The following is a 25,080-nucleotide window of genomic DNA, read 5'->3' as shown; positions in this document are numbered from 1 at the left end:
ACCGGAAACGGTCGCGGGGCCCTGGCGTCTTCGGTCGTCGGCGTCGCCCGACGGCCCGCCCCGCCGCGTCCGGCTCGGGAGGGGACCGGCGCGTGCCCTACTCCTTGAGTGCCGCCAGCAGCGCGCGGGCGTCCTCGATCATCGCCGCCTGCAGCTCGGCCCCATCGGCCGGGGCGTTCGAGCGGTCGACGGTGGTGTAGGCCTCGATCGTGAACACCGCTCCGCCGTCCAGCACCTTGAGCCGGACGAGCGTCTCCCCGGGGGCCGAGAAGAACACGGCGCGCTCACCGAGGCCCTGCACCGCCTCGTTGCGCCCCTCACCGATCGCGGCGACGAGCCCGAGCGGCGGTGCGTCGAACTCCGCCGCGGGATCGGTCTTCCGGTGCAGGTCCACCTGCACCCGTACCGTGAGGGTGGACACGATCTCGCCGTTCTGCAGGTTGCAGATGGCCCCGCGCACGGCCGGATGTTCGCTCTCCTTGTTCACCGGCCGGTAGCCGTGCAGATCTCCCCCGATCCTGCTCAGCGCCCGCGCCTCGAAGTCCTGGCACAGGTTCTTCGTCGCCCGGTACGCGACCTCCGGCGCGGCCAGCCGGTCCCCCAGGGCGAACAGCCCGCCCGCCCAGACCGCGGAGGCGACCACGGCCCCGCCCAGCGCCCACAGCCACGGCCGCCGCACCCCCGGGCCGTCCGCCTCCCATCCCTCCGCCTCCGGCCCGTGCGGCGCGAGCCGCTCCGCCGGCCGTGCCGCCCGGTCGGCCTCCCAGCCGCCTTCGAGCTCCGGATCGCTGATCATCCCCGTCCCCCCGTTCGTTTCCGCTCCCCCGAGCGCCGTCGGTAGCGCCCCGGCGTCTTCGATCATGACATCCCGACCGCGGCCTACGGCCGGGAGTGTTCCGCGTCGCCGTCGGGCACCACGCCCAGCGCCGTCGACCCGTGCGGCGCGGGGCCCACCATCCCGGCCCCGAGGTGGTGCTGGTCCCGCGAGTACGCCTTCAGGTAGCCCACCACCGTGTTGGTGACGGCCACCAGCGGAACGGCCACCACCGCCCCGCCGATGCCGGCGATCATCCCGCCGGCCGCCACCGCGAGCACCACCGCGAGCGGGTGGACCCGTACCGCCCGGCCGAGGATGAAGGGCTGGAGCACGTGCCCTTCGATCTGCTGCACCGCCAGGACTACCAGCAGCGTCATCAGGGCGGTGAACACCCCCTGGGTCACGAGCGCCACGACCACCGCGAGGGCTCCCGAGATCACCGCGCCGACCAGCGGGATGAAGGCGAACAGGAAGATGAAGACGGCCAGCGGCACCGCCATCGGCACGTCCAGGAAGTAGAGCCCGAGGCCGATGAAGATGGCGTCGATGAGCGCGACGATGACCGTGCCGCGCACGTACGCGGTCAGCGTGCGCCAGGCGCGCGGACCGGCGCCGGCGACACCGGCGCGGGCGGCCGCGGGGACCAGGCCGAGCGCCCAGTTCCAGATGCGCTTGCCGTCGTAGAGCAGGAAGAGGGTCGAGAACATCGCGAGCAGCATGCCCGTGAGGATCTCGACGAGGACGGTCACGCCCTGGAGTCCGGCGGAGGTGATCTGCTCGGTGTTGGTGCCGATGGTCTCGCTGAGGTTCTTCGCGATGTCGTTGATCTGCTTCTCGGTCACGTGGAACGGACTGTCCAGCGCCCAGAGTTTGAGCTCGTTGATGCCGTCGCGGACACGGTCGGAGAGGTCGTCGAGGTTCTCCATGACCTGCCAGACCACGAACCAGCCGACCAGCCCGATGACGACGAAGCCGAGGACCGCCGTGACGGCCGTGGCCAGACCGCGCGGCAGGCCCAGTCTGCGCAGTCGGACGACGAAGGGCTGGAGCATCGCGGTGACGAGCATGGCTGCCGCGAAGGCGAGGACGACCAGGCGGACTTCGCTGATCACCTTCATCAGCACCCAGAGCATCCCGGCGAGCAGCAGCAGCCGCCAGCTGGCCTCGGCGGCGACGCGCATCCCCCACGGGACCACGCTCGCCGGATCGGGCCGCTCGGGGCGCCGGTAGGGTTCGAGGCCGGCCGCCGCCGGTACCACGGGCGCCCCCGCCGGGGCGTCGGACGGCACCGGAGCCGCCGGCACCGCCGGGGCCCGCCGTGCCGGTTCGGGCAGGTCGCCGCCGGACTCGGCCTCGACCTCCGCGCGCCGCTCGTTGAGCCGCGCCTGCATCGCCGTCAGCCTGTCGCCCAGCCGGCCGAGCCAGCCGTCCCTCTTCGCCATGTCGCTTCCTTCCCCCGCCCCCCGTCTACGGGCACACCCCGACGACCGTACACGCGGGGAGCCCCGCACCGTACGACGGTGCGGGGCTCCCGGAGGTTGAGCGGTGGGGCCGCGAGGCGGCGGCCGTCAGTACCAGCCGTTGGCCTGGTGGAAGCTCCAGGCCCCGCAGGGGCTGCCGTAGCGGTCTTCCATGTAGTTCAGGCCCCACTTGATCTGCGTGGCGGGGTTGGTGCGCCAGTCCGCGCCGGCCGAGGCCATCTTCGAACCGGGCAGCGCCTGGACCAGACCGTAGGCCCCGGAGGACTTGTTCACGGCCAGGTAGTTCCAGGTGGATTCCTGGTTGATGATGTTCGAGAAGCACTGGAACTGGCCGGCCGGGACCATCTGCTGGGCGATGGCCTTGACCTGAGCGACCGTGTAGGAGCTCTGCACGGCGAAGTCACCGGCGTCGCGGGCGGCGGAACGGCTGGCGACTTCCTTCGCCTCGCGTTCCTTCCTCGCCTTCTCGTCGGCCGCCTTCTGCGCCTCGGCCTTCTTGGCCTTGGCGTCCTCGGCGGCCTGGAGGCGTGCGGCCTCCTCCGCCGAGCGCTTGGCGTCGACGTCGGCGGCGTACGCGATGGTGTCGGCCTGCTGCGTCAGGGACGCGCTCTGGACCTCCGCCTGGTCGCCGACCGGGATGTCCGCGAGGAGGGTCGCCCCGGACGCGGTCGTCTCAAGATCGTTCGTGGGGTCGCCGGTGGCAACGCCCACGACTGCGCCGACGGTGGTGACCGCGGTGGCCGAAGCCACTGCGAACCCCCGGACCGAGATCCGGCTCACACGGTGTCCTTCCAGCAGCGTCCGCAGTGACCACGCGGCGCAAAAGTGCCCTCGACTCTGGCCTCCGTGGTGCGACGGTCACTGGAGGCGCGGGCCCGTGGGCAACTCCCCTGCGGGGGCTGCCGCGTGAAGCTCCGGGCGGCATACGGCCATCGACTGTGGAGTTGTGGTGCTGCGTGTACCTCACGGGAGATACAGGTGTGCCGTATGCGGGGCCTGACGGAAACCAGACTCTGCCGGACCTCGACGCCGCAAGGCAATTCTCCGTTGCGTGGGAAAGGTCACACCTGGCATCTCGCCGTCGTTTTCCTCAAAGGGCTATGCGGCACGACGCCGCCCGGCTAGGCTTCTCTGCCTTTGCCGGGCGGCGTCAACTCACCTTCCGCTATGAGGTTTTTGACCGATTCGACGGCCCGCCGGACGGGGGCGCCTGCTCACCCCGCCTCAGAGGGTCTCCAGCATCTCGGTGACCAGAGCGGCGATCGGGGAGCGCTCGGATCGCGTCAGCGTGACGTGCGCGAAGAGAGGATGCCCCTTCAGCTTCTCCACCACGGCGACCACTCCGTCGTACCGGCCGACCCGCAGGTTGTCCCGCTGGGCGACGTCGTGGGTCAGAACGACCCGCGAATTGGCCCCGATCCGGGACAGAACGGTCAGCAGGACGTTCCGTTCGAGCGACTGCGCCTCGTCCACGATCACGAAGGCGTCGTGGAGCGAGCGGCCGCGGATGTGCGTGAGCGGCAGGACCTCCAACATCCCGCGGTTCAGCACCTCCTCGATGACCTCGCGGCCGGCGACCGACGAGAGCGTGTCGAAGACGGCCTGAGCCCAGGGGCTCATCTTCTCGGAGGCGTCGCCGGGCAGATAGCCGAGGTCCTGGCCGCCCACCGCGTACAGCGGCCGGAAGACCATCACCTTCTGGTGCTGCCTACGCTCCAGCACCGCCTCCAGGCCGGCGCACAGCGCCAGGGCCGACTTGCCCGTGCCGGCCCGGCCGCCCATCGAGATGATCCCGATCTCGGGGTCGAGGAGGAGGTCCAGCGCGATGCGCTGCTCGGCGCTGCGCCCGTGCAGCCCGAAGGCGTCGCGGTCGCCCCGTACGAGCTTGACGTTGCCGTCCGCCGTGACCCGACCCAAGGCCTTGCCCCGCTCGGACTGCAGGACCAGCCCGGTGTGCACGGGCAGCTCCGCGGCCTCTGGTACGTAGAGCCGCTCCTCCGAGTAGAGGAGGTCGACCTGCTCCCCGGAGAGGCCGATCTCGCTCATGCCGGTCCAACCGCCGTCGGTGATGGCGAGCTCGGCGCGGTACTCCTCCGCGATCAGCCCCACGGAGGAGGCCTTGATGCGCAGGGGGAGGTCCTTCGAGACGACCGTGACGTCGTAGCCCTCGGCCTGGAGGTTGCGTGCGACCGCGAGGATCCGCGAGTCGTTGTCCCCCAGTCGGAAGCCGGCGGGAAGGACGCTGGGGTCTGAGTGGTTGAGCTCGACGCGCAGGGTGCCGCCCAGATCTCCCAGTGGGATGGGGGCATCCAGGCGACCGTTGCGAACCCGGAAGTCGTCCAGCAGGCGCAGGGCCTGGCGCGCGAAGTAGCCGAGTTCGGGATGGTGCCTCTTTGCCTCCAGCTCGGTGATCACCACGATCGGGAGCACGACCTCGTGCTCGTCGAAGCGGGAGATCGCGTTGGGGTCTGCCAGCAGGACGCTGGTGTCGAGGACGTAGGTCCGCCTGTCGGGCAGGCGGCGCTTTGTGCTGGTCACCACGGAAGGACGTACCCCCTCGGAAGAGGTCGGGCCATGAAGACCGGACCGGTCATCGGCACCCATGCCAGGGCCGATTTCCGGCCCTCCACTGCGTCCGTGCGAACCGCACGTGCGTCCTGGTGCAAAGGGCCTCCCGGGCGGACGGCCCCATGCCGTCCGCTGAGACTCGACACCCGTGGATCGGGCATCGACCTGAAAGGGATATTCCCCGATCAGGCCAGGCCATGCCATGGCATATGACGGACGCTCGGTGAATCCCTGGTGAAGGCTTCGAGGGGAGGGGAAGGTGAGGCGGAGGGGCACCGGAACGGCCGGAAACCGCTCGAAGGGGGCCTGTCGCCCGGGGCGGGCGCGCGGGACCGGCCCCACAGCACGCCCCTACACAGTGTCAGGTGCCGTAGCGCCGGTGACGGGCCGCGTAGTCGCGCAGCGCACGGAGGAAGTCGACCTTGCGGAAGGCGGGCCAGAAGACCTCGCAGAAGTAGTACTCGGAGTGCGCGCTCTGCCACAGCATGAATCCGGACAGTCGCTGCTCACCACTGGTACGGATCACCAGGTCCGGGTCGGGCTGGCCGCGCGTGTAGAGGTGCTCCGCGATGTGGTCGATGTCGAGGATCTCGGCGAGCTCCTCGAAGGAGGTGCCCTTCCGGGCGTGCTCCAGGAGCAGCGAGCGCACGGCGTCGGCGATCTCCTGGCGGCCGCCGTAGCCGACGGCGACGTTGACGAGTATCCCGTCGATGTCGTGGGTGGCCTGCTCGGCCTCCTTGAGGACCGTCTGCGTCCCGGCGGGCAGGATGTCCAGGTTGCCGACGTGGTGCACGCGCCAGCGGCCATCCGCGGCCAGTCCCCGCACGGTGTTCTCGATGATGTTGAGCAGCGGGCGGAGCTCGACCTCGGGGCGGTCCAGGTTGTCCGTGGAGAGCATCCACAGGGTGACGACCTCGACGTCGGTCTCGGTGCACCAGCCGAGCATCTCGGAGATCTTGTCGGCTCCGGCCTGGTGGCCCTGCTCCGTCGTACCGCCGGACGCCTTGGCCCAGCGACGGTTCCCGTCCAGGATGACGCCGATGTGCTTGGGCGCCGCGTCATGGTCGAGGCGGCCTTCCACCCGGCGTGCGTAAAGCCTGTACACCAGGTCGCGCAGCTTCACGATCTTCCAGCCCCTCCGTGCCTTGCCCCCGTGCGAAATGCGGTCCCTCCCCCGAGGCCGCCACATTACTGCGCGGCGGGATCGGGTACCCAACTCGGTCTGTCACAACTCCGTGATAGGGAGGACAACGTGACTGATACCAATCCCTATCGGGCAGAGCCCTCGCGCTACGACGCCATGGAGTACCGGCGCACCGGCCGCAGCGGCCTCAAGCTCCCCGCCATCTCCCTCGGCCTCTGGCACAACTTCGGCGACGACCGGTCCCTGGAGTCCCAGCGGGCGATCCTGCGGCGCGCCTTCGACCTCGGCGTCACCCACTTCGACCTGGCCAACAACTACGGCCCGCCGCCCGGATCGGCCGAGCTGAACTTCGGCAAGATCTTTGCGCAGGACTTCGCGCCCTACCGCGACGAGCTGATCCTGTCGACCAAGGCCGGCTACCTGATGCACCCCGGGCCGTACGGCGAGTGGGGCAGCCGCAAGTACCTGCTCAGCTCGCTCGACGCCTCGCTGAAGCGGATGGGCGTCGACTACGTGGACGTCTTCTACTCGCACCGCTTCGACCCGCACACCCCGCTCGAGGAGACCATGGGCGCCCTCGCGTCCGCGGTCCGGCAGGGCAAGGCCCTCTACGTCGGCGTCTCCTCCTACACGGCCGGGCAGACCGCCGAGGCCGTGCGGATCCTGCGCGACATGGGCGTACGCCCGCTCATCCACCAGCCGTCCTACTCCATGATCAACCGCTGGACGGAGGAGGACGGCCTGCTGGACACCCTGGAGGACGCCGGCATGGGGTGCATCTCCTTCGCGCCGCTGGCGCAGGGCCTGCTGACGGACAAGTACCTCAAGGGAATCCCGGCCGACTCCCGCGCCGCCCAGGGCACGTCGCTCAACCCCGACCTGCTCTCGGAGGACGTGCTGCGCCGGCTGGCCGGCCTGAACGAGATCGCGGCCCGCCGCGGCCAGTCCCTGGCCCAGCTCGCGCTCACCTGGGTGCTGCGCGACGAGCGGATGACCTCGGCCCTGATCGGCGCGTCGAGCGTCCGTCAGCTGGAGCAGAACGTGGCCGCCCTGGCCGGCCCGCCGCTCTCCGGGGAGGAACTGAAGGAGATCGACTCCTTCGCGGTGTCCACCCCTGGCACGAACATCTGGGCCCAGCGCGGCTGACCTGCGAAGTCGCCCCAACACCCGCGCGGGGAACGGGTGGACAAAAAACGGGCCGGTCCGTGGGGGGGATACGGACCGGCCCGAGGGGGGGAGTTCCACCATAACCCTTCGTAAAGCATGCTGCGTGCATCGGCACGCCATGACTACGCTCCGAAACCACCCAGCAGCACTCCGGTGAGCGCCCCGGCCGCCATGAAGGGCCCGAAGGCGAAGCCCTGGTCACGGGTGGCGGAGCCGCGCAGGAGCAGCGTCAGGCCGTACAGCGCGCCGTAGAGGAGGCCCAGGAAGGCCCCGGACGCCCATACCCCCCACCCGTACCACCCAAGAGCGACCCCCAGCGAGAGCGCCAGCTTGACGTCACCGAAACCCATGCCGGCGGGGTTGACCAGATGGAGCACGAGGTACGCGGCCCCGAGCGCGCCCCCGCCGAGCAGCGCCAGCCGCCAGGACCCGGCCGCGCCGGGCAGCAGGACGGCGATTCCGAGCAGGGCGGCCGCCCCCACCGCAAGCGGCAGGGTCAGTACGTCGGGCAGCCGGTGCACGGCCCGGTCGACGAGGGCGAGCAGGACCAGGACCGGGGCCAGTCCCGCGTACACCGCCGCCTCGGGACGCACCCCCACGGCCGCCGCGATCAGGGCGCAGACCCCGCCGGCGAGGACGGCCGGAAGCACGGACCGCGGCCCGTACGCGTGCGCCGGCCCCGACACGCCCCCCGGGCCGGGCGGCCCGGACGGCTCTGCACGGGCCGGGCGGCAGCGGGCCGGGCCGAGCCAGCCGCGCAGCCGGTGCCCCCGAGGGCAGTTCTCCCGCCACGGGTCACCGGGGTCCACGGACAGCCGGTAGGCCGCACGCGGCAGCAGCAGCCCGGCGGCCACGCCATACCCGGCGGCGAGAACGATCACGACCACACCCATCCGGCGAAGGTAGGCGGTCCCCTAGGGTGGCCGCCATGGCGCACTGGCATGACGGGCCCGCCGCGCTGCGGGTCTCGGCGGGCTCCGCACCGATCCCGCTGGAGATCGCCGCTTCCTACCGGGCGAGGACGCGCGGGCTGCTCGGCCGAGACGGGATCGACGGAGCGATGCTGCTGACCCCCGCGGCGAGCGTGCACACCTTCCGGATGCGGTTCCCGATCGACGTGGCGTACCTGGACCGGAACCTGCGCGTGCTCGCCGTGGTCACCATGGCTCCCGGCCGACTCGGGCTGCCGCGGCTGCGCGCCCGGCACGTCCTGGAGGCAGCAGCCGGCGCCATGGCCGGATGGGGCCTGGCGGCCGGGACCACGCTGGACGTGGACACCGCCTAGGCCGAGCTCGCCGCCGGCAGTAGGTTGGGGCGGTTGAGCTGGGGCAGTAGGGGAGCGGCATGACGGAGAACGCGCGGATCAAGGCGCTGGAGCAGATCATGCCGGCGACGCACGGCGCCGACGAGGACGTCGACTGGCCCGCCGCCGAGGCGGCCTGGGGGATCCGGTTCCCGTCGGACTTCATCGCGTTCATGGGCCGGTTCGGCGCCGGCTCCATCAACGGCGAGGCGAGCATCCTGCTGCCGATGCCCACACCCGGGCTGCAGTGGGATCCGGCCGAGATGGCCGAGGAGACGGCGAACGCCCGGCAGATGTGGGTGGCCGAGGGTGGCCGTTCGGCCTTCGGCGTGGATCCGGAGTCGATCATCGCCTGGGGCGTCACGGGCGGCTCGGACATCCTGTGCTGGCTGACCACCGACCCCGATCCGGACCGCTGGCCGGTCCTGGTGTGCGGTCGACACACCGCGGACTCCTTCGCCGTGTACCCGTACGGCATGGCCGAGTTCCTCCACCGCCTCTGCTCCGACGAGTTCGACGTGAGCCCGGTCAGCATCACCTTCTGGGACGGCGGCCACCTGAGCTTCGTGCACTGGCGCAAGGCGCAGCGCCGCTGGCAGGAGGGCCGCAACCCGGAGACGGGCGAGCCCGACCCGTACGCGGGCGAATTCACCGACTGACCGGGCGCCCCGCCACCTCCGCCCGCCGACCCGTCGACCCTCCGACCCTCCGACCCGTTTCCCGAGGGGAAACGGGCTTTTCCTCATGTCTACGCGCGTCCACCGCGCCGACCTCATATCGGAAAACACCAGCCGGAAAAGATTCGGTTGGAGCATTCACCACAAGTACGACCCCCCTGGAAAAAACCCCCGCCCCACAGGAGAGAATTCCGGCCAACGGGCCATCGAGGGATCAGCCGGCTCGGAGCAACTCATAAGCAGCAACCAGACACAAAAGAAATTCAGGGGAATACTTCCGTGCGACGGAGAATTTTCGGCACGACCGCCACCGCGACCGTGCTCGGCCTGCTGATACCGCTGGCCGGATGCGGCGGCGGCACAAACGGGGCAGGTGACGGAGGGACGCTTCAGCTGATCGCCGCCGAATACGGTGACAGTCCGGCCACCAGTTCCAAGCCCTTCTGGGACAAGGTGACCGCTGATTTCACCGAGGAGAATCCGGGAATCAAGGTCGAGGTCAAGCTCCTGCCCTGGGCCGACATCGACCGCGAAGTATCCCGCATGGTCAAGACCGGCAAGGCGCCGGACATCGCGCTCATGGGCTCGTACTCCGACTTCGCCGCCCGGGGGGAGCTCTATCCCGCGGACGAACTCCTCTCGGTCACCGCCGAGGCGAATTTCCTCCAGCCGCTGGCCGACGCCGGTTCGGTGGGCAACACCCTCTACGGCCTGCCCTTCGTGGCGAGCAGCCGCCTCCTCTTCTACAACGAGGCGCTGTTCGCCAAGGCCGGCGTCAAGGGGGCCCCCAAGACCTGGTCCGACCTCAAGGCCGCCGCCAAGGCGCTCAAGGAGAAGGGGGTGACGTACCCGTACGCCCTGCCGCTGGGGCCCGAGGAGGCCCACGCCGAGGCGCTGATCTGGGAGCTCAGCAACGGCGGCGGCTACGCCGACAGCAGCGGCAACTACAGCCTGGCCTCCGACAAGAACGTCGAGACCTGGAAATGGGTCAAGGAGAACATGGTCGCGACCGGCTACACGGGTGCCACGTCGCCGTCCCGGCTCAATCGGGCCGATGCCTTCGCCGCCTTCACCCGCGGCGAGGTCGGCATGCTCAACGGCTATCCCTCGCTCGCCCACGAGGCGCGCGCCAAGGGCATCAGCGTCGCCACCACCACCATGCCCGTCTCGGACGACCTCGGCGTCGGGGAGACCCCGCCGACCGTCGGCGTGGCCGACTGGATGATGGCCTTCCGGCAGAACGGCAAGCGCGCGGAGATCGGCAGGTTCCTGGACTTCGTCTACCAGGACAAGAACCTGTCGGACTTCGCCAGCCGCTACCACCTGCTGCCTTCCACCGTGACCGCCTCGCGCACCCCGGCGGGCGGCGGAATCGCCGAGAACGACCAGCAGTTCCTCAACGCACTGCGCGGCGCCCAGCTCTACCCGGTCAACGACCCGTCCTGGGTGACGGTCAGCGACACCATCAAGCGCAACATCGGACGCGCCGTGGAGCCGGACGGCAACCCGAAGGGCGTCCTGGAGGACATCGCCGCGCAGGCCTCACAGGCCTCCAAGAAGCGCTGAAGGCCCCGCGCCTCCCCGAAGTCCCGCACGACACGGGACCTTCGACCCGGGACGTGGACCGCATCATGCGGCACCATGGCCACTACGGTCCCGATCAGGGGCCGCGGCCCCGTCGCCCGCCGAGCACTCACGAGGTGCGCGGGGCGGCCGGCCCCGACGGGAGCTCAGCGCTGCTTCCCGTGGTCCTGGGAGAACGCCGTCCGGTACTGCTCGCAGCTGGAGTTCCAGCGCAGGGAGCCGTGGAGCGTCCCGTAGCCCGAGCGGGTGAGCGACCACTCCACCGTGTACGCGCCGGTGTCGCACGCGATCCGCTTGCCTCCCGCCACCTTCTCGCGGCCGGTCGCCGGCTTCCCGGCCAGCTCCTTGCGCACTTCCGCCACCACCGAGCGGTCCGCGCGGCGCAGGACGGCGTGCACGACGATCGGGTGCCGGCCCTCCTTGACCGTCACCGCCTTCTTCACCACGGTCGAGTCCGACACCGCCCAGGCGAACTCGTACGCGGGCTCCCACGCCAGCGTGCTGGGGTCGCCGACCTTGCGCTCGTAGTCCGGGGCGGCCGAGTGGCCGGGGCGGGTGACGGTCTTGTAGCGGACGCCGGGATGGAAGCGGAACTGCCCCTCCACCTTGTGCATTTCGTCGTCGGTCCACATCGACTTCATGGTCTTCTCGCCGCCTGCCGGGTCCTGCAGGTAGACCGCCGCCTCCGCGGCGGTGGCCTGCTGGACGAGGGTCGGGGCGAGGGCCGCGGCGGCGGTGGCGAGGGCGAGAGCGGCGGTGCGGGTGCGCTTCATGCCCGGACCAACGGGCCCCGGCGCGCGCCGGAACGAGGCCGCCCGCCCTTTCACCCGTACGGGAGTCGCCGGGCCGCCGCACTGTCCGATGATCGGCTTCGGTGCGGGCCGCACGTACCGGGGCCCGGCGACCGGCTCCAGCGGGCGTGAACCGGCCCCAGGGGCGCGGAACGGGCCAGGGGGCGCGGATCGGGCCCGGCCGTTGTGGATCAGGCCTGGCCGGTTTCGAAGCGGCTGATGCGGCCGCCGCCGGGGGCGATGGTGAAGCGCCAGGCGGTCCGCATCTCGCCCCAGGTGTCATTGCGGTAGTCGACGACGAGGGAGCGGCCCTCGTCGGACTCGGACACGACGTCCATGTGCCCCCTGGAGTCGAAGATCTCCCGGTCGACCCACGCGTGGAGGTCGCGGTCCGATCCGTCGTCGGACATGGTGGCGTCGGCGGTCAGCAGCTTCAGGAAGGCGTCCTTGTCGTGCGCGTTGACGGCGGTGACGAGGGCGCCGACCACGGGGTCGGACAGTTTGCCGGGGGCGATGGCCACAGGAGCCTCCTGGTCGGGCGTACGTTCGTCCGTGCCCGAACAGGTAACAACGCGGTCGGGTCCGCGTCGTCGACCCTCACCCGTTCGCGCGGCGGACGGCGTGTCAGGGGCCGCCGGGCGGGCGACGGCTCACGGGGTGTCGGGGGTGGTGCGGACCGGGAAGCCGGTCGGCCGGCCCTGGTCCGCGAGCCAGGCCAGCACCCGGTCGAGGGCCTCGACGGTTTGGGCGCGGTGGCCGCCGCCGTCGTGGAAGAGGACGGTCGGGCCGTTGCCGATCTCACGTTTGACGGCGTCGACGATGGCGTCCGCGCCCGGCTTCTGGAAGTCCTTGGTGTCCACGTTCCAACCGAGCGGGCGCATCCCGTTCGCCGCGGCGATGCGGCGGCTCTCGGGGGTGAACGCGCCGCCCGGGGCCCGGTAGTACTCGACCTTCGCGCCGTTGCCCGCGGCCTCTTCGATGAGCTTCTTCGCGTCCAGGATCTGCCGTTCCTGGTAGTCGGCGGGCTTTTGGTCCATGGCCGTGTCGTGGTCCATGGTGTGGTCGCAGAGCCGGTGGCCGTCGGCGACCACCCTCTTGACGAGGTCGGGATGAGCCTTGGCCTGGGGTCCGACCATGCAGAAGGTCGCCCTGACTCCGTACTTGTGCAGTACGTCGAGCACGTGGGGGGTCCAGCGGGGGTCGGGGCCGTCGTCGATGGTGATGTTGACGGCGGTGTCGCCGTTCTCCGAGGCGTGGGCTATGCCCTCGGGTATCGGCTGTCGCGCCCCCGGCCGGCCCGCCCGGCCGTGGCCGGGGTCGTCGTTCCCGCCCGGCAGGGCCGCGTTCCGCCGGGTGGCCGCGCCGGCGCTGCCCGGCTCCGCGAGGGTCGACACTCCCCAGACCGTCGCCGCCGCGACCGCGGCCGACACGACGACGACCGCTCCGGCCCGGACACCCTTCTTGTTCGTGTACGTCGAGACACCCATGAACCGTCCACTCCCCCGTCCGCCGCGCGAGCGTTCCGTGGATCAGGACGCCCGTACCCGTACGGGAGTTCCAGTCGAATCGTCCTTAAATTCCCCGTACCGGAACCGACAGGATGGTTGGGACTGATGGGGCCTATAGGACCGATGGGACTCCGCCCCTTGATCACCCGCCGTTCCTTCCCGGACGGACACGGCAGAAAACGCCCGGCCCCGCCGGACAGGTACGTCCGACGGGGCCGGGTTCGTGCGCGGCGGGGTCAGTGCGCCAGCGACTCCTGGGTCGCGGGGGCGGACTTGGCATCGGCCGGGGCGGACCCGGCATCGGTGGAGGCCGGACCGGCACCCCGGAGCGGGACCTCCTTGACGAACCAGGCCGCCAGGAAGCCCAGTACGGCGACGGCCGCGCCGAGCAGGAACGCGGAGTGCGTGCCGGCGGCTACCGCGTACTGGTAGGCCTCCCGTACCGCCTCCGGCAGCCGGGCCAGGCTCGCCGCGTCCAACTGGGCCGAGCCCGCGGCTCCGGCGGCCTCCGGGCCCAGGCGCTCGAACATGGTGTCCGTGACTCGGGAGGTGAAGAGGGAGCCCATCAGGGCCACGCCGAAGGAGCCGCCGAGCGTACGGAAGAGGGTGGCCGACGACGACGCGACGCCCATGTCCTTCATGTCGACGCTGTTCTGTGCGACCAGCATGGTGATCTGCATCAGGAAGCCGAGCCCTGCGCCGAGGATGGCCATGTAGAGGCCGGAGACGAGGCGGGTGGTGCCGGTGTCCATGGTGGCGAGGAGGAACATGCCGACGACCATGAGCGCGCCGCCGGCGATCGGGAAGACCTTGTACCTGCCGCTGTTGGTGGTGATGCGCCCGGAGATCAGCGAGACGACCATCATCGAGAGCAGCATGGGCAGGAGGAGCAGGCCCGAGTTGGTGGCGGAGGCGCCCTGGACCGACTGCTGGAAGAGCGGGAGGTAGAGGACGCCGCCGAACATGGCGAAGCCGACCAGGAAGCCGATCACGGACATGAGGGTGAAGTTGCGGCTGCGGAAAATGTGCAGCGGCATGACCGGCTCGGCCGCCCTGGTCTCCACGTAGAGGAACGCGGCGGTCGACAGCACGCCGACGACGATGAGGCCGACGATCTGGGTGGACGCCCAGTCGTACTCGGTCCCGCCCCACGTGGTGACGAGCACGGTGGAGGTGATCGCGAGGGTCAGCAGCGCGGCGCCGAGGTAGTCGATCTTCGGGCGCTGCCGCTCGGCCTGCCGGGGCAGGTGCAGTACGGCCGTCACCATCGCCAGGGCCACGGCACCGAGGGGCAGGTTGATGTAGAAGGACCAGCGCCAGCCCATGTGGTCGGTGATGGTGCCGCCGACGAGCGGGCCGCCGATCATGGCGAAGGCCATCACGCCGGCCATCATGCCCTGGTACTTGCCGCGCTCGCGGGGCGGGATCAGGTCGCCGATGATCGCCATGACGCCCACCATCAGACCACCGGCGCCCAGGCCCTGGATCGCACGGAAGCCGATGAGCTGGCCCATGTCCTGGGCCATGCCGCTGAGCGCCGAGCCGATCAGAAAGATGACGATCGAGGTGAGGAAGGAGCCCTTCCGCCCGTACATGTCGCCGACCTTCCCCCAGATGGGGGTGGAGGCGGCCGTGGCCAGGGTGTACGCGGTCACCACCCAGGACAAGTGCTCCAGGCCGCCGAGCTCGCCGACGATGGTGGGCATCGCCGTTCCAATGATCATGTTGTCGAGCATCGCCAGCAACATTGCGATCATGAGGGCCATGAGGACGACCCGCACGCTGCGTGGCTTCACCTCCTGCGAGGCCTGCGCGGGCTTGCTTGTCTCCACCATTTCCTGTCCACTCCCCTGGGCACCACCTGCCGGAACGGCACTTACTTGCCGACCGGCTAGTTGACTACACTGGGGACGGTAGACCCGTCACTTGCCGGGCGTCAAGTAAGTAACCGAGGAGAGTCATGTCCAGCAGCAGTCCCCAGCGCCGTCGTGGCGACACGCGCCAGCGCATCCAGGACGTCGCACTGGAGCTCTTCGTCGAGCAGGGGTACGAGAAGACGTCGCTGCGCGAGATCGCAGAGCAGCTGGAGGTCACGAAGGCGGCGCTCTACTACCACTTCAAGACCAAGGAAGACATCATCATCAGCCTCTTCGACGACGTCACGCGTCCCATCGACGAGCTGATCAAGTGGGCGGAACAGCAGCCGCGCACCCTGGAGACCAAACGCGAGGTGCTGCGCCGCTACAGCGAGGCGATGGCGGCGGGCGCCGCGCTGTACCGCTTCATGCAGGAGAACCAGGCCACGATGCGCGAACTGAGCATCGGCGAGACCGTGAAGAAGCGGCTGTACCGCCTGGTGGAACTGCTGCGCACGGAGGACGGCCCGCTGACGGACCAGGTGCGCTGCGTCAGCGCCCTGTTCACGCTGCACGCCGGGATGATGTTCCTCCAGCACGTCGAGGGCGACCCGGAGGAAACCCGCCTGGCCGCCCTGGAGGTCGCCACCGACCTCATCACGCAGGCGCACCACGAGGACACGTGACGCGCCGACGGCCACAGCCCCCTCGGGGCAGCACCCCTGAGCGGCGCGCCGGGCCGACGGCGCACGCGGACGAACCGGGAGCCGGGACCGGTTGAGGCAGGGCGGAGCGGACTCGGCCCGCCGGCCGCTCGGCGCACTGCCCGCCTGCAGCCCCCCCCCTGCACACAGGCGAGCCGTGCTACGGGCGGGGCCGCCGCCGGAGACCGCTCAACCGCAGGTGCGTGGACGTACCCACCACGGCAGACCGGGCGGCAACGCCGAGGCGGACGGAATTCCACAGTGCGTCGAGCATTCCAGGGGAATCTTCCAGAGACTCGATCCCCCCGATTCGGTGGCGCCCGGACGCCGCAGGGTCAAGGCCGGGGCGCGGAGCCGGTCGAGGCGATGAAGCCCAGGAGGTTGTCGGCGTAGCGCTGCGGGGCGGTGAGGTGGGGGACGTGGCCCTCGCCGTGCAGGGTCCGTACCTGCGCCCCGGGGATCACCCGCGCCAGTCGGTCGACGATCGCCCCGAACCATGGCGGGCTGTCGGTGCCCTTGCTCAGCATCACCGGGCCCGGGTATCCGGACAGTCCGGCGAGGTCGACGGCGTTCCCGTCCGGGTCCCCCTGCTCATCGGCGGCGGTGGGGGCGTTGGTGACGAACGTCCGCCGGGCGGGTTCAGGCATCCCGTCCCACGCGCCCGAGCCGAACACGACCTCCTCGACGAACCGGCGCGCACCGGCCTCGGGGTCACCCGCACGTATGTCCGCCATGACGGCGTCGATGGGGGGCTGCGCCTCCCGCATCAACCGGTCCAGCTCCGGATCGCCGGCCACGACGGCGGTCAGGGGTGGCTCGTGGACGGCGAGGCTGCGCAGCAGTTCGGGACGCCGGGCCGCGAGCCCGAGTGCGACCGACCCGCCGAAGGAACTCGCGGCCACGTGGACGGGGGCGCCGACCATCTCGATGAGCGCGGCGAGGTCGTCCTCGTCCTGGGCCCGGGTGCCCTGGCCCGGCGGGCGCTCGCTCCGGCTGTGGCCGCGGCGGTCGTAGACGAGCACGCGGTGGGCGCGGGTGAGGTGCGGCAGCACGGCGTGCCAGCTGTGGTGGTCGGTCCAGGAGCCGTGGACCAGGACGAGCGGTTCCCCTTCGCCCTCGACTTCGCAGAAGAGCTCGATGCCGTTCACCCGAGTCCGCGCCACGCCTGTTCCCCCTGCCCGGTGTCCTGCCGGCCTCCCCCGCGGAAGCTTGATCATCTTCTCAGACGCCAGCCCTGCGCGGACGGCGTTCACGCATCCGCAGGCGGTGCCCCTCAGAGGATCCGGCGATCCTCGGAGGCGATCGGGACGTCGTTGATGCTCGCCTCGCGGCGGCGCATGAGGCCGTCCTCGTCGAACTCCCACTGCTCGTTGCCGTGGCTGCGCCACCACTGGCCGGAGGTGTCGTGCCACTCGTACTCGAAGCGGACGGAGATGCGGTTGCCGGTATGGGACCACAGCTCCTTGCGCAGTCGATAGTCGAGCTCGCGCTCCCACTTGTCGGCGAGGAAGGCGCGGATCTCGTCGCGGCCGGTCAGGAAGCGGTCGCGGTTGCGCCAGACGGAGTCCTCGGTGTAGGCGAGGGCGACGCGCTCGGGGTCACGACTGTTCCAGGCGTCCTCGGCGGCCTGGACCTTGGCGCGGGCGGACTCGTCGGTGAAGGGCGGCAGGGGCGGGCGGCTCATGGTGCATCCTTCCGAGCTCACGAAGCAGAGAACGTACGTTCTCCGGAACTCCGACCCTACGAGAACGATCGTTCTTCCCGCAAGTGAAACCGGGCTACCCTGCCTTCATGGACGACGAAGAGGCCCGGACCCGGCTGCTGGACACGGCGGAAGAGCTGTTCTACCGCCACGGCATCCAGGCGGTGGGCATGGACCGCATCCGCGCCGGATCCGGCGTGCCCCTCAAGCGCCTCTACCGGCTCTACCCTGCAAAGGAAGCCCTGGTCGCGGCCTATCTGGAACGGCGCGACCGCCGCTGGATCGCCGCCCTGCGCGAGGCGGCGACGAACGCCGCCGAACCGGTCCCCGCCGTCTTCGACTGGCTGGCGCGGTGGTTCTCCGAGCCGGACTTCCGGGGCTGCGCGTTCCTCAACGCGTACGGGGAGCTCGGCGCGGCCGCGCCGGAGGTCGTCCGCGTCCACAAGGCCGGGCTCCACGCCCTCCTGGCCGAATTGGCCCCGGTCGGAGCCCCGCCCGCGCTCGCCGACCAACTGCTGATCCTGGTCGAGGGTGCGACGACGGTGGCCGGCCTGAACCCCGGCCCGGAACCGGCCCACAGGGCACGCGAGGTCGCCGAGGTCCTCCTGAGGCAGCAACAGTGACGCAGGTCACTCACACACCTCGCTGGGGGCCGTCACATTCGCCCGGTGGGATCCGTCAGTGCTGTGCGGCCGCCGACACGGCACGCAGACCAGGAGACCACCATGGACTCTCGACTCGACCTCTACGGAACCGCCGTCACCACCAGGTTCGCGAGGTGCATCAACTCCGGCGGCAAGGTCGTCTCTGACTCGCCCCTTCTGGCGGTCACCCAGGAGTTGATGAAGATCTGGGCGAGCCAGATCAACGGCTGCGGCTTCTGCACCGACATGCACACCAAGGCCGCCGCACACGCCGGGGAGAGCGCGCAGCGCCTGCACCTGGTGGCGGCCTGGCGTGAGGCGAAGGTGTTCACCGACGCCGAACGGGCCACCCTGGAGCTGACCGAGCAGGGCACGCGCATCGCCGACGCGGCCGGCGGGGTCACGGACGAGGCGTGGGCGAACGCCGCCAAGCACCACGACGAGGACCAGCTGGCCGCGCTGGTGTCCCTCATCGCACTGATCAACGCCTACAACCGGATGAACGTGATCGCCCAGCAGCCGCCGGGTGACTACCAGCCCGGCCAGTGCGGCTGATCGCGAGCGCCCGATCCGGCCCGGCCACCCCCGGCCCGGTCCCGCCCCGGCCGCTCGGGTGGGTGGGGCCGAGCCGGTCCCGGACGGGGCGCGCGTACTCACGACAGGCCTCCGGCCAAGGTCCGGGGACTCGCGGCGCAGCCCTTCCGCTGCCGGGCGCGCCGGGCACGGCCGGACGTCCAATGTGCCGTGTACGCAGGCCCGGTACGTGGTTCGTGCGCCGCAGGGGCCGTATGCGGGGGCCGGGTGGGTGGCTGGTAGAAAGAGGTGACATACCGACAAGTGCTCGGCCTTGGGAAGGAACCACGTGACCCAACCGTCCGGCGAGCAGCCGCAGCACCCCTGGTCGTCGCCACAGCAGCCGTTCGGCGCGCCGCCGCCTCCACCGTTCCCTCCGGCCGTACCGCCGCAGCCCGGTTACGGACCCCCGCAGGCGCCGCAGCCGGGTTACGGACAGCCGCAGGCGCCGCAGCCCGGTACGCCCGGGGCCGGGAACCCGTATGTCCAGCCGGGCTCGCCGTACGGCGGTTACCCGCCACCGCACCCCCTTCCCGGTTCGCCTGGGCAGCCGCCGGGGCCGGGGCCGGGGAAGCGGCAGACCGGACTCATCGTGACGGCCGCTGTGGTGGTTCTCGTCGTGGTGGCCGGCGGGGTGTGGTTCGCGGTCGGCCGGGGCGGCGACGACACCGGGTCGACCGAGGCCAAGGCGAGCCCGAGCGCCTCGGCGCCCAGCACGAACCCCAGCGAGAAGGCCCCGACCATCCAGCCACCGCCCGAGAGGTCGGAGACCCCCGCCACCCCACTCGCCCCCAAGCCCACCGGGACCGGCCTCCAGGCCGTGTGGAAGACCTCCGGCCCTACGATACTGGCCCTCGGCGACGCGTACCTCGACGAGCCTGCCCGGATCAACGCGATCCTCGGCGACGGCTCCTCCGGGTTCGAATGCAAGGGGCGTTGGCAGAAGGACGAGAGCGGCGACTTCCTGGAGGTCGGACTGCTGTGCAGCCAGGACGGCGTCCGGGTCCCGGACAAGGACCGGGTCGGCAATCTCAGCCAGAACGGCGACACCCTGACCGTCGAGTGGAAGAAGGGCGCCAGCGGCTCGGAGTCCTTCAAGCGCTTCCGCGACCTGGACCCCGCCTGATCGTCAGGTGTACCGAACGCCCGGAAGAGCCTCATCGGCGTGGCGACGCCGAGCCTGTTTCCTCCCCGGGCCGACAGGGGTGCGACACGCCATCTGCACGCTGTCGGCGCTTCTGTGCGTGCACGTGTCCGGGGAAGTCCCGTGGGGTCCGGGGAAGCGGTCGGTCCGCGTGGATGCGCGTCGCCGACGTGATCACCGACGCGCTGATCCATTCGTTCGTCCTCGAAGTGTTCGTCGGAACCCTACGCGGCCGCCCGTGACGAGCTACCGGGCTACCGGGCTACCGGGCTACGCGAAGCTCACGCTGTGTGGGACGGGCTCGGCGAAGCCACGGGCCGCACCGGGGTCCAGGGTGCTCGGCGGCTCCTCGCAGCCGCGGTCCGCGTACAGGGTGGCTGTGCTGTTCGTGCCGTTGACCGCACTGGTCGCGCCGTGGAGCAGGAGGAAGCACTCCGAGCCGACAGGGTCGGTGATGTCGAAGTCGCCGTACTCCGGCGAAACGTAGCTGAACGTGCCCACAGCGGCCCCGGCGGGGGCCGGCAGCGTACCGACGAGCGCGAGAGCCCCGAGGAAGGTGGTGATGGTGTGGCGAAGGCGCATCACACCAGCGTGGCCCACGGCTGCGCCGAGCCGGCCGGAGAAACGACCTCCCTCACCCGTTCGGCAGCCGGTGGGGCAGCGTCGCCCAGGTACGGGTCCCACCGCCGGGTTCCCGGGACGGCCCGAGGCCCCAGTCGCCGCCGTGGTCGCGCACCAGTGCCGAGAACACCCGGAGCGTGGCGCGGCGGCGGGCCTCACAGAGCGCGGCAAGCCGGGGGTGGGTGTGGGTGGGGTGCGCGTCGTAGACGATGACGCGCAGCTCGTCGTCGCGGTAGCGGACGGACAGGTACAGCTCCCCGTACGGGTCCATCCGCCAGGCCGAGCCGAGGAGTTCCGAGGCGGCCTGTACGGCTGTCGGAGCGAGGGGGTCGAGGGCGTAGGCGTGCAGGGCCGCCCGTACGGCCTGCCGGGCGATCCCGGCTGAACGGGGCGAGGCGGGCAGGGTCATGCTGCACGACAACCCCTCCGCGAGGGCTGCCTGACCGGCAGTCCCGGGATCCGGTGCGACCGGGCAGGCGGATGCGGCGGTGTACGAGTGGGGGTACGGGGTGAGCAACTTCGGCTCCCAAGTCGTCGGTGGGCACAGACGGTTCGGCTTCGGAGGCTCGACGCGCACAGGGGCTCACGAGGACCGTTCACAGGCGGCATGGGCGGCGGGCGTGGCTCGTCCCCCGGGCAGGGCCGGGCGATGCACTTCAACTCGCCTTGCGTAAGCGGTGCATCACCCACAGTAAGACATTGAAGTGGTGCCTGCACCACAAAATTCATGATGCCTGCTCCCGAAATGGACCACATGCGGGCCGGAGTGCAGACTTCCCACATGCCACCGAGGACGCTGCCGTCATATCGCCGGGCCCGACTGGGAGCAGAGCTACGCCGGATGCGCTTGAACGCGGGCGTGTCCGCCGAACTCGCGGCCTCACTCGTCGGCATGGACCGCGGAAAGATTCCCAGCATTGAGGCGGGCGCCCGGACCTTGAGCGCCGAGCGGTTGCGCACCCTGGTCACCAGCTACGGCTGTACCGACGAGCCTTACATCGACGCGCTGCTCGGCATGGCCCAGCGTCGCCGGCGAGGGTGGTGGGATCAGTACCGCGAGCGGCTCGCACCGGGCTTCCTGGACATCGCAGAGCTGGAGTGGCACGCCACACGGATGCACACGGTGCAAGCGGTTCACGTACCCGGACTGCTCCAGACCGAGGAATACTCCAGGGCCGTCTTCAACGCGGTGCTACCGCAACTCTCCCGCTTGGACGTGGAGCTGCGCGTGGCCCACCGCCAAGAGCGACAGGTCGTCCTTGACCGCCGAGATCCGGTTCGATACACCGGATATGTGCACGAGGCGGCACTGCGTATGCAGTTCGGCGGCCGACAGGTGTCGAAGCGCCAGCTCGATCGGATCTGCGAGCGAAGCACGGCGGAGCACATCACCATCAGGGTCATCCCCGTCTCTCAAGGAGCCTTCCCGGGAGCGGGGCACCCTCTGTTCTACGCCGAGGAATCGGTCCCGCAGCTCGACACGGCGCAACTCGACTCGGCCCACGGCCCGGAGTTCCTGCACGGTGCGGAGCAACTGGCCAAGTACCGCAGCCATCTGGCCTGGATGTCCGATCACACGCTCAGCCCCGAAGCTTCGCGTGATCTCATCCGAGACATCAGCAAGGAACTGTGAGAGGGGTCGCCATGCCGGACATCCGGTGGGAAGCACCGTACTGCGGTGAGGGAAACGCCTGCTATCGGATAGGGGTGGACGGGGACGGCAACAGCTACATAGCGGTGGCCGGCCAGGAGGACCGGCCGCTGACCGACAGCAGAGCGGCCCTCCAGGCCCTGATCCGGGACATCAAGGCGGGTCGGGCCGACCACCTGCTCGACTAACTCGCGCCCCGCGGGAAGGTGATCTCCACGCGGCGGTTCTTCTTGCGGCCCTCTTCGGTGCTGTTGTCGGCGATCGGGTAGTCCTCGCTGTACCCGCGTACGTCGAAGACGACGCTCGGGTTCGTCACGGTCTTGGCCAACTCGTCGTGCACGGCATCGGCCCGCTTCTTCGACAGCACCTTGCCGTGCTCGTAGCTGCCTTGGTCGTCGGTGAAGCCGAAGACCCGGATGCGGGTCGCCTTGGACTGGTTGATCTCGTTCCCGATGGCCTGGATCCGTGCGGCCGCCTGCGCGTTGAACACGGCGCTGTCCTCGGGGAACAGCACCTCGGACTGCAGCGCCATCATGACGGTCTCGTTGGTCTCCTGCCGCCGCTGCTCCCCGCCGAGGTCTTCGACGACCTCGGCGATGTCGAGCACCTTGACCGGGGCCAGGGTCCCGCCCTGCGGGATCTTCAGCCCGGGCGCGTTGGAGTCGATCGCCACGGGCGCGGCGGCGGACGGCTCCGTGCCAGGGGGTACGGACGGCTTCACGTCATCGGCATGTGCGGAGCCGGCCCCGATGACGGACCCTCCGGCGATGACGAGTGCAGAGACTGTGGTGGCGGCTGCTGCGCGATGGCGTGTGGTCATGGGTCACCCAGAGATTTTGACGGTGGCCGTGGCAAAGGTCGGGAGGCTGAATTCCACCTCGCTGGTAGAGCTCGGCGGTGCCGGGAACTGGGCGAAGAACGGGATCACCTGGCCGGCGTCGACGCTGGAGACGCCCGTCGTGCACAGGCACCTGGACTCCGTGTCCCGAAGCACGTAATAGCGCTTCTTACCCGCCTTGTCGACCAGCGTCGCACCGGCGACCGACTCTCCGGTCCCCTTGAGTTCGATGCCGCGCCAGGCAACCGTGTCCTTGTAGGACTGGCTCCCCGTGTTCTTCAGCTGCCCGGATACGGTGAGGAAGCCGCCCGGATCGCGCTGCACAGAGTTGATCTCCAACGCCATGCCGGCCTGTCCGGTCAGCGTGGCGACGACTTCGGTCGGCTCCGAGCTCTGCCCCTTGCTCGGTGTCGTGTTCTGGGAGGCCGTCCCCTGGGACGGGGCAGCCGCGGGCTTCTGAGGTTCACCCGACTTGCCGTCACCGCCACCACCGCACCCGGCCAACGTAACGGCCATGACCGCCGCACCCGCAACGGCCATCCCCCCACGGACCCTCACCATGCGCCGAATGCTCATCTATGAATGCTTCCTTGTCTCTCGATCCCTGTCAGCCGACGAGTCGCACGCTGAACAGCTTTCTGGTCAATGCCTTGAGCGAACCCGGCTTCGACGGGTCGAGCTTGACCATCTCCCCACCACAAGTGAATGTCACCGCAGCAGCGTTCGGCGTGGGAGAGGGCGATGCACCACCTGACGGCGCGGTGGAAGTAGGGGTCGGGGTGGGGCTCGGGCTGGCGACGCTCGCCAAGTGGCACCTCGGCTCGATCAGGGCCGTGGCCTTCGCCGTCGCATGCATGCCGTTGGTACCGGGAACCACCGAATCCCCCACGGTTCCGTTCGTCTCCACCGTGACGGTGAACCGCGGGAGGGCGGCCGCGCATGTGGCCTTCGCATCGTTCTTAGCCGCGAAGGCCTCTGCCGCTGCGCAGGCTTCGCCGACTTTGAAGAACCGCCCATCGACGATCTTTTTCCAGACACCGGCATCCACCGACGGAAGATCGAGGCCGAGGAGAACCTCGTCTCGGGCCTCACGCCCGGCCGCCAAAGCCGCTGCATCCGCAGCGCCTTGGGCGTCACTGCGCCTGACCGACGCCTGGCCCACCGCGAAGAACGCGAGCGCGGCGAAGAGCAGCCCCGCCACGACCACCACGTAGATGGGAAAGGCCTGCCCTCGGTCACGCCCATACGTGCCGCGGGTGGCCATTAGCCGGCTTTGATGTCGGTCACCGCCTGCTTGATCCGCTTGGTGATCTCCGAACCGACACCCGAGCCCACGATCGCCCCGACGATCACGATGACTACCAGGATGATCCCGAGGTATTCGAAGGCGGTCTGGCCGCGGTCCTGTTGGGCGTGGCGCCTGCGGAGCCTCGTCACGGCCGTGTCCGTCCACCCGTTCACCCTGATCCGCGCCTCCACGGCGGCCTTCAGCAGCATGTTCTGTGACATGGGGGTTCCCTCCCGGGCCGGTACCGGTGTCGATCTGCGGACGGTACGGCGAGTCACCAGCCGTTACCAAGGGTCCCGGGACCCAATTACGGACCCACTGCGCACTCCGTCTACCCATGACCGGTCACTCCTGGACGGGCGGTTCCCAGCCAGCGGGCTATCGCCTCGCTGCGCGTCGCGCTCCCGAGCTTCGCGAAGATGCGGTTGATGTGGTTCTTGACCGTCTTCTCACTGATGAAGCAGGCGGCGGCGATCTGCTGGTTGCTCATCCCGGACGCGATCAGGTCCATGATCTCCACCTCCCGGGAACTCAGCCCGAAGACAACAGAGTTGTGCATCCGATCCGACGACTGTGCCACATCGCGTTGCGGATGCGAAGGGGTCCTGAGCTCGTTCAGCAAGGCGCTCGCCGCCGTCGGGGTGAAGTGGGGGCGGCCCAGGGGGGCGTCGCGGACGGCTCTGAGCAGGTCCTCGGCCGTGAACTCGCCGTGAACCAGGTAGCCGCCGGCGCCCAGCAGCAGGGCCTCGCGGACGATGTCGGCTTCCCTGCTGTACGTGAGCATCAGTACGGGCGCCAGCTGCACCAGGTGCGGTAGCGCCGAGATCCCGTCCACCCCCGGCATCCGGACGTCCAGCAGGACCACGTCCGGGGCGTGCCTGCGGGTCAGGCTCAGGGCCTCCCGGCCGTCCTCGGCCTGGGCGGTCACCTCGATGTCCGTGACCGCGCCCAGGATGGCCGCGAGGCCCGCCCTGATGACCGGGTTCCCGTCGGCGATGAGCACGCTCAGCCGCGCCATG

At 70.2% G+C, this 25,080-nt stretch carries 29 protein-coding genes; 10 read left to right on the top strand and 19 right to left on the bottom strand.

All coding sequences use genetic code 11. The annotated features are described in order from the left end of the window. Window positions 1-97: 97 nt before the first annotated feature. The 5 genes from ACFW2G_RS25755 to ACFW2G_RS25735 all read right to left on the bottom strand — a co-directional run bounded on the left by ACFW2G_RS25755 (window position 98) and on the right by ACFW2G_RS25735 (window position 5,989). Window positions 98-796, bottom strand: a complete 699-nt coding sequence (locus tag ACFW2G_RS25755) for a hypothetical protein (protein ID WP_052030298.1) — start codon at window positions 794-796, stop codon at window positions 98-100. A gap of 83 nt (window positions 797-879) precedes the next feature. Further along, on the bottom strand, window positions 880-2,259 hold the full coding sequence (locus ACFW2G_RS25750) for an AI-2E family transporter (protein ID WP_384450959.1): 1,380 nt from the start codon (window positions 2,257-2,259) through the stop codon (window positions 880-882). Between the two features lie 126 nt (window positions 2,260-2,385). Next, on the bottom strand, window positions 2,386-3,078 hold the full coding sequence (locus tag ACFW2G_RS25745) for a transglycosylase SLT domain-containing protein (RefSeq protein ID WP_384450956.1): 693 nt from the start codon (window positions 3,076-3,078) through the stop codon (window positions 2,386-2,388). A gap of 444 nt (window positions 3,079-3,522) precedes the next feature. Next, on the bottom strand, window positions 3,523-4,839 hold the full coding sequence (locus tag ACFW2G_RS25740; RefSeq protein ID WP_037919375.1) for a PhoH family protein: 1,317 nt from the start codon (window positions 4,837-4,839) through the stop codon (window positions 3,523-3,525). Window positions 4,840-5,227: 388 nt separating this feature from the next. After that, window positions 5,228-5,989: an isoprenyl transferase gene (locus tag ACFW2G_RS25735; protein WP_037919372.1), complete on the bottom strand. Its 762-nt coding sequence runs from the start codon at window positions 5,987-5,989 to the stop codon at window positions 5,228-5,230. Between the two features lie 129 nt (window positions 5,990-6,118). Here ACFW2G_RS25735 and mgrA point away from each other — a divergent pair, with 129 nt between their 5' ends. Then, on the top strand, window positions 6,119-7,156 hold the full coding sequence (mgrA, locus tag ACFW2G_RS25730; protein ID WP_384450952.1) for an L-glyceraldehyde 3-phosphate reductase: 1,038 nt from the start codon (window positions 6,119-6,121) through the stop codon (window positions 7,154-7,156). Window positions 7,157-7,299: 143 nt separating this feature from the next. Here the strand turns inward: mgrA and ACFW2G_RS25725 are convergent, their stop codons facing one another. Next, window positions 7,300-8,070, bottom strand: a complete 771-nt coding sequence (locus tag ACFW2G_RS25725; RefSeq protein WP_384583381.1) for a prepilin peptidase — start codon at window positions 8,068-8,070, stop codon at window positions 7,300-7,302. A gap of 35 nt (window positions 8,071-8,105) precedes the next feature. Here ACFW2G_RS25725 and ACFW2G_RS25720 point away from each other — a divergent pair, with 35 nt between their 5' ends. The 3 genes from ACFW2G_RS25720 to ACFW2G_RS25710 all read left to right on the top strand — a co-directional run bounded on the left by ACFW2G_RS25720 (window position 8,106) and on the right by ACFW2G_RS25710 (window position 10,723). After that, window positions 8,106-8,462 carry a DUF192 domain-containing protein gene (locus ACFW2G_RS25720; protein ID WP_384583378.1) on the top strand — a complete coding sequence of 119 codons (357 nt, stop codon included), beginning with the start codon at window positions 8,106-8,108 and terminating at the stop codon, window positions 8,460-8,462. Window positions 8,463-8,521: 59 nt separating this feature from the next. Continuing rightward, window positions 8,522-9,139: an SMI1/KNR4 family protein gene (locus tag ACFW2G_RS25715; RefSeq protein ID WP_384450946.1), complete on the top strand. Its 618-nt coding sequence runs from the start codon at window positions 8,522-8,524 to the stop codon at window positions 9,137-9,139. A gap of 297 nt (window positions 9,140-9,436) precedes the next feature. Then, window positions 9,437-10,723 carry an extracellular solute-binding protein gene (locus ACFW2G_RS25710; protein ID WP_384583375.1) on the top strand — a complete coding sequence of 429 codons (1,287 nt, stop codon included), beginning with the start codon at window positions 9,437-9,439 and terminating at the stop codon, window positions 10,721-10,723. Window positions 10,724-10,887: 164 nt separating this feature from the next. Here the strand turns inward: ACFW2G_RS25710 and ACFW2G_RS25705 are convergent, their stop codons facing one another. The 4 genes from ACFW2G_RS25705 to ACFW2G_RS25690 form a co-directional block, all read right to left on the bottom strand. Continuing rightward, window positions 10,888-11,514 carry a hypothetical protein gene (locus tag ACFW2G_RS25705; RefSeq protein ID WP_037919367.1) on the bottom strand — a complete coding sequence of 209 codons (627 nt, stop codon included), beginning with the start codon at window positions 11,512-11,514 and terminating at the stop codon, window positions 10,888-10,890. Between the two features lie 209 nt (window positions 11,515-11,723). After that, window positions 11,724-12,053, bottom strand: a complete 330-nt coding sequence (locus tag ACFW2G_RS25700) for a hypothetical protein (protein ID WP_037919365.1) — start codon at window positions 12,051-12,053, stop codon at window positions 11,724-11,726. A 129-nt stretch (window positions 12,054-12,182) separates the two neighbouring features. Continuing rightward, on the bottom strand, window positions 12,183-13,019 hold the full coding sequence (locus ACFW2G_RS25695) for a polysaccharide deacetylase family protein (protein ID WP_384583372.1): 837 nt from the start codon (window positions 13,017-13,019) through the stop codon (window positions 12,183-12,185). Between the two features lie 257 nt (window positions 13,020-13,276). After that, on the bottom strand, window positions 13,277-14,875 hold the full coding sequence (locus ACFW2G_RS25690; protein WP_384450936.1) for an MDR family MFS transporter: 1,599 nt from the start codon (window positions 14,873-14,875) through the stop codon (window positions 13,277-13,279). A 125-nt stretch (window positions 14,876-15,000) separates the two neighbouring features. Here ACFW2G_RS25690 and ACFW2G_RS25685 point away from each other — a divergent pair, with 125 nt between their 5' ends. Beyond that, window positions 15,001-15,582 (top strand): TetR/AcrR family transcriptional regulator, encoded by a 582-nt coding sequence (locus ACFW2G_RS25685; protein WP_384450933.1) that lies wholly within the window; start codon window positions 15,001-15,003, stop codon window positions 15,580-15,582. 353 nt (window positions 15,583-15,935) lie between these two features. Here ACFW2G_RS25685 and ACFW2G_RS25680 read toward each other — a convergent pair whose 3' ends face one another. After that, the gene (locus tag ACFW2G_RS25680) at window positions 15,936-16,763 is read right to left on the bottom strand and encodes an alpha/beta fold hydrolase (protein ID WP_384583369.1); all 828 of its coding nucleotides are present in this window, start codon (window positions 16,761-16,763) and stop codon (window positions 15,936-15,938) included. Window positions 16,764-16,873: 110 nt separating this feature from the next. Next, window positions 16,874-17,284, bottom strand: a complete 411-nt coding sequence (locus ACFW2G_RS25675) for a nuclear transport factor 2 family protein (protein ID WP_037919356.1) — start codon at window positions 17,282-17,284, stop codon at window positions 16,874-16,876. A gap of 107 nt (window positions 17,285-17,391) precedes the next feature. Between ACFW2G_RS25675 and ACFW2G_RS25670 the strand changes: the two genes are divergently transcribed. The 3 genes from ACFW2G_RS25670 to ACFW2G_RS25660 all read left to right on the top strand — a co-directional run bounded on the left by ACFW2G_RS25670 (window position 17,392) and on the right by ACFW2G_RS25660 (window position 19,645). Beyond that, a complete protein-coding gene (locus ACFW2G_RS25670) occupies window positions 17,392-17,925 on the top strand; it encodes a TetR/AcrR family transcriptional regulator (protein WP_384450927.1) in 534 nt (177 codons plus the stop codon). 102 nt (window positions 17,926-18,027) lie between these two features. Continuing rightward, window positions 18,028-18,501, top strand: coding sequence for a carboxymuconolactone decarboxylase family protein (locus ACFW2G_RS25665; protein WP_384583366.1), 474 nt, complete (start codon window positions 18,028-18,030; stop codon window positions 18,499-18,501). A 610-nt stretch (window positions 18,502-19,111) separates the two neighbouring features. Next, window positions 19,112-19,645, top strand: coding sequence for a hypothetical protein (locus ACFW2G_RS25660; protein ID WP_384450921.1), 534 nt, complete (start codon window positions 19,112-19,114; stop codon window positions 19,643-19,645). A 288-nt stretch (window positions 19,646-19,933) separates the two neighbouring features. Here the strand turns inward: ACFW2G_RS25660 and ACFW2G_RS25655 are convergent, their stop codons facing one another. Together ACFW2G_RS25655 and ACFW2G_RS25650 are read right to left on the bottom strand one after the other, a co-directional pair. Then, window positions 19,934-20,245, bottom strand: coding sequence for a hypothetical protein (locus ACFW2G_RS25655; RefSeq protein WP_384450918.1), 312 nt, complete (start codon window positions 20,243-20,245; stop codon window positions 19,934-19,936). A 52-nt stretch (window positions 20,246-20,297) separates the two neighbouring features. Then, window positions 20,298-20,693, bottom strand: coding sequence for an ATP-binding protein (locus ACFW2G_RS25650; protein ID WP_384583363.1), 396 nt, complete (start codon window positions 20,691-20,693; stop codon window positions 20,298-20,300). Window positions 20,694-21,011: 318 nt separating this feature from the next. On the opposite strand from ACFW2G_RS25650, the gene ACFW2G_RS25645 reads away from it, so the two are divergent. Both ACFW2G_RS25645 and ACFW2G_RS25640 read left to right on the top strand, forming a co-directional pair. Then, window positions 21,012-21,917 (top strand): helix-turn-helix domain-containing protein, encoded by a 906-nt coding sequence (locus tag ACFW2G_RS25645; RefSeq protein ID WP_384450912.1) that lies wholly within the window; start codon window positions 21,012-21,014, stop codon window positions 21,915-21,917. Between the two features lie 11 nt (window positions 21,918-21,928). Continuing rightward, the gene (locus ACFW2G_RS25640; protein WP_037919343.1) at window positions 21,929-22,123 is read left to right on the top strand and encodes a hypothetical protein; all 195 of its coding nucleotides are present in this window, start codon (window positions 21,929-21,931) and stop codon (window positions 22,121-22,123) included. Here ACFW2G_RS25640 and ACFW2G_RS25635 read toward each other — a convergent pair. The 5 genes from ACFW2G_RS25635 to ACFW2G_RS25615 all read right to left on the bottom strand — a co-directional run bounded on the left by ACFW2G_RS25635 (window position 22,120) and on the right by ACFW2G_RS25615 (window position 25,079). Further along, window positions 22,120-22,755 carry an OmpA family protein gene (locus ACFW2G_RS25635; RefSeq protein ID WP_384450909.1) on the bottom strand — a complete coding sequence of 212 codons (636 nt, stop codon included), beginning with the start codon at window positions 22,753-22,755 and terminating at the stop codon, window positions 22,120-22,122. The two genes, ACFW2G_RS25640 and ACFW2G_RS25635, sit on opposite strands and share 4 nt — an antisense overlap. A gap of 3 nt (window positions 22,756-22,758) precedes the next feature. Beyond that, window positions 22,759-23,349, bottom strand: coding sequence for a hypothetical protein (locus tag ACFW2G_RS25630; RefSeq protein WP_037919338.1), 591 nt, complete (start codon window positions 23,347-23,349; stop codon window positions 22,759-22,761). Between the two features lie 31 nt (window positions 23,350-23,380). Continuing rightward, window positions 23,381-24,037, bottom strand: coding sequence for a pilus assembly protein TadG-related protein (locus ACFW2G_RS25625; protein WP_384583360.1), 657 nt, complete (start codon window positions 24,035-24,037; stop codon window positions 23,381-23,383). Beyond that, window positions 24,037-24,282, bottom strand: a complete 246-nt coding sequence (locus tag ACFW2G_RS25620) for a hypothetical protein (protein WP_384450905.1) — start codon at window positions 24,280-24,282, stop codon at window positions 24,037-24,039. Before ACFW2G_RS25620 ends, ACFW2G_RS25625 begins: the two co-directional genes overlap by 1 nt. A 110-nt stretch (window positions 24,283-24,392) precedes the next feature. Beyond that, window positions 24,393-25,079: a response regulator gene (locus tag ACFW2G_RS25615; RefSeq protein ID WP_384450902.1), complete on the bottom strand. Its 687-nt coding sequence runs from the start codon at window positions 25,077-25,079 to the stop codon at window positions 24,393-24,395. Window position 25,080: the final 1 nt, after the last annotated feature.

This window comes from Streptomyces sp. NPDC058880, assembly GCF_042742535.1.
GTDB lineage: Bacteria > Actinomycetota > Actinomycetes > Streptomycetales > Streptomycetaceae > Streptomyces.
The sequence above is the reverse complement of the archived record's forward strand: the minus strand, read 5'-3'. Positions and strand labels throughout refer to the sequence as shown.

What these genes read in the sequence shown, in the direction of transcription:
- ACFW2G_RS25695 (WP_384583372.1), bottom strand. Translation starts at nt 13,019, where the DNA reads ATGGGTGTCTCGACGTACACGAACAAGAAGGGTGTCCGGGCCGGAGCG.
- ACFW2G_RS25650 (WP_384583363.1), bottom strand. Translation starts at nt 20,693, where the DNA reads ATGACCCTGCCCGCCTCGCCCCGTTCAGCCGGGATCGCCCGGCAGGCC.
- ACFW2G_RS25665 (WP_384583366.1), top strand. Translation starts at nt 18,028, where the DNA reads ATGGACTCTCGACTCGACCTCTACGGAACCGCCGTCACCACCAGGTTC.
- ACFW2G_RS25625 (WP_384583360.1), bottom strand. Translation starts at nt 24,037, where the DNA reads ATGGCCACCCGCGGCACGTATGGGCGTGACCGAGGGCAGGCCTTTCCC.
- ACFW2G_RS25620 (WP_384450905.1), bottom strand. Translation starts at nt 24,282, where the DNA reads ATGTCACAGAACATGCTGCTGAAGGCCGCCGTGGAGGCGCGGATCAGG.
- ACFW2G_RS25675 (WP_037919356.1), bottom strand. Translation starts at nt 17,284, where the DNA reads ATGAGCCGCCCGCCCCTGCCGCCCTTCACCGACGAGTCCGCCCGCGCC.
- ACFW2G_RS25690 (WP_384450936.1), bottom strand. Translation starts at nt 14,875, where the DNA reads ATGGTGGAGACAAGCAAGCCCGCGCAGGCCTCGCAGGAGGTGAAGCCA.
- ACFW2G_RS25615 (WP_384450902.1), bottom strand. Translation starts at nt 25,079, where the DNA reads ATGGCGCGGCTGAGCGTGCTCATCGCCGACGGGAACCCGGTCATCAGG.
- ACFW2G_RS25630 (WP_037919338.1), bottom strand. Translation starts at nt 23,349, where the DNA reads ATGAGCATTCGGCGCATGGTGAGGGTCCGTGGGGGGATGGCCGTTGCG.
- ACFW2G_RS25635 (WP_384450909.1), bottom strand. Translation starts at nt 22,755, where the DNA reads ATGACCACACGCCATCGCGCAGCAGCCGCCACCACAGTCTCTGCACTC.
- ACFW2G_RS25655 (WP_384450918.1), bottom strand. Translation starts at nt 20,245, where the DNA reads ATGCGCCTTCGCCACACCATCACCACCTTCCTCGGGGCTCTCGCGCTC.
- ACFW2G_RS25640 (WP_037919343.1), top strand. Translation starts at nt 21,929, where the DNA reads ATGCCGGACATCCGGTGGGAAGCACCGTACTGCGGTGAGGGAAACGCC.
- ACFW2G_RS25645 (WP_384450912.1), top strand. Translation starts at nt 21,012, where the DNA reads ATGATGCCTGCTCCCGAAATGGACCACATGCGGGCCGGAGTGCAGACT.
- ACFW2G_RS25685 (WP_384450933.1), top strand. Translation starts at nt 15,001, where the DNA reads ATGTCCAGCAGCAGTCCCCAGCGCCGTCGTGGCGACACGCGCCAGCGC.
- ACFW2G_RS25750 (WP_384450959.1), bottom strand. Translation starts at nt 2,259, where the DNA reads ATGGCGAAGAGGGACGGCTGGCTCGGCCGGCTGGGCGACAGGCTGACG.
- ACFW2G_RS25715 (WP_384450946.1), top strand. Translation starts at nt 8,522, where the DNA reads ATGACGGAGAACGCGCGGATCAAGGCGCTGGAGCAGATCATGCCGGCG.
- ACFW2G_RS25720 (WP_384583378.1), top strand. Translation starts at nt 8,106, where the DNA reads ATGGCGCACTGGCATGACGGGCCCGCCGCGCTGCGGGTCTCGGCGGGC.
- ACFW2G_RS25670 (WP_384450927.1), top strand. Translation starts at nt 17,392, where the DNA reads ATGGACGACGAAGAGGCCCGGACCCGGCTGCTGGACACGGCGGAAGAG.
- ACFW2G_RS25725 (WP_384583381.1), bottom strand. Translation starts at nt 8,070, where the DNA reads ATGGGTGTGGTCGTGATCGTTCTCGCCGCCGGGTATGGCGTGGCCGCC.
- ACFW2G_RS25705 (WP_037919367.1), bottom strand. Translation starts at nt 11,514, where the DNA reads ATGAAGCGCACCCGCACCGCCGCTCTCGCCCTCGCCACCGCCGCCGCG.
- ACFW2G_RS25755 (WP_052030298.1), bottom strand. Translation starts at nt 796, where the DNA reads ATGATCAGCGATCCGGAGCTCGAAGGCGGCTGGGAGGCCGACCGGGCG.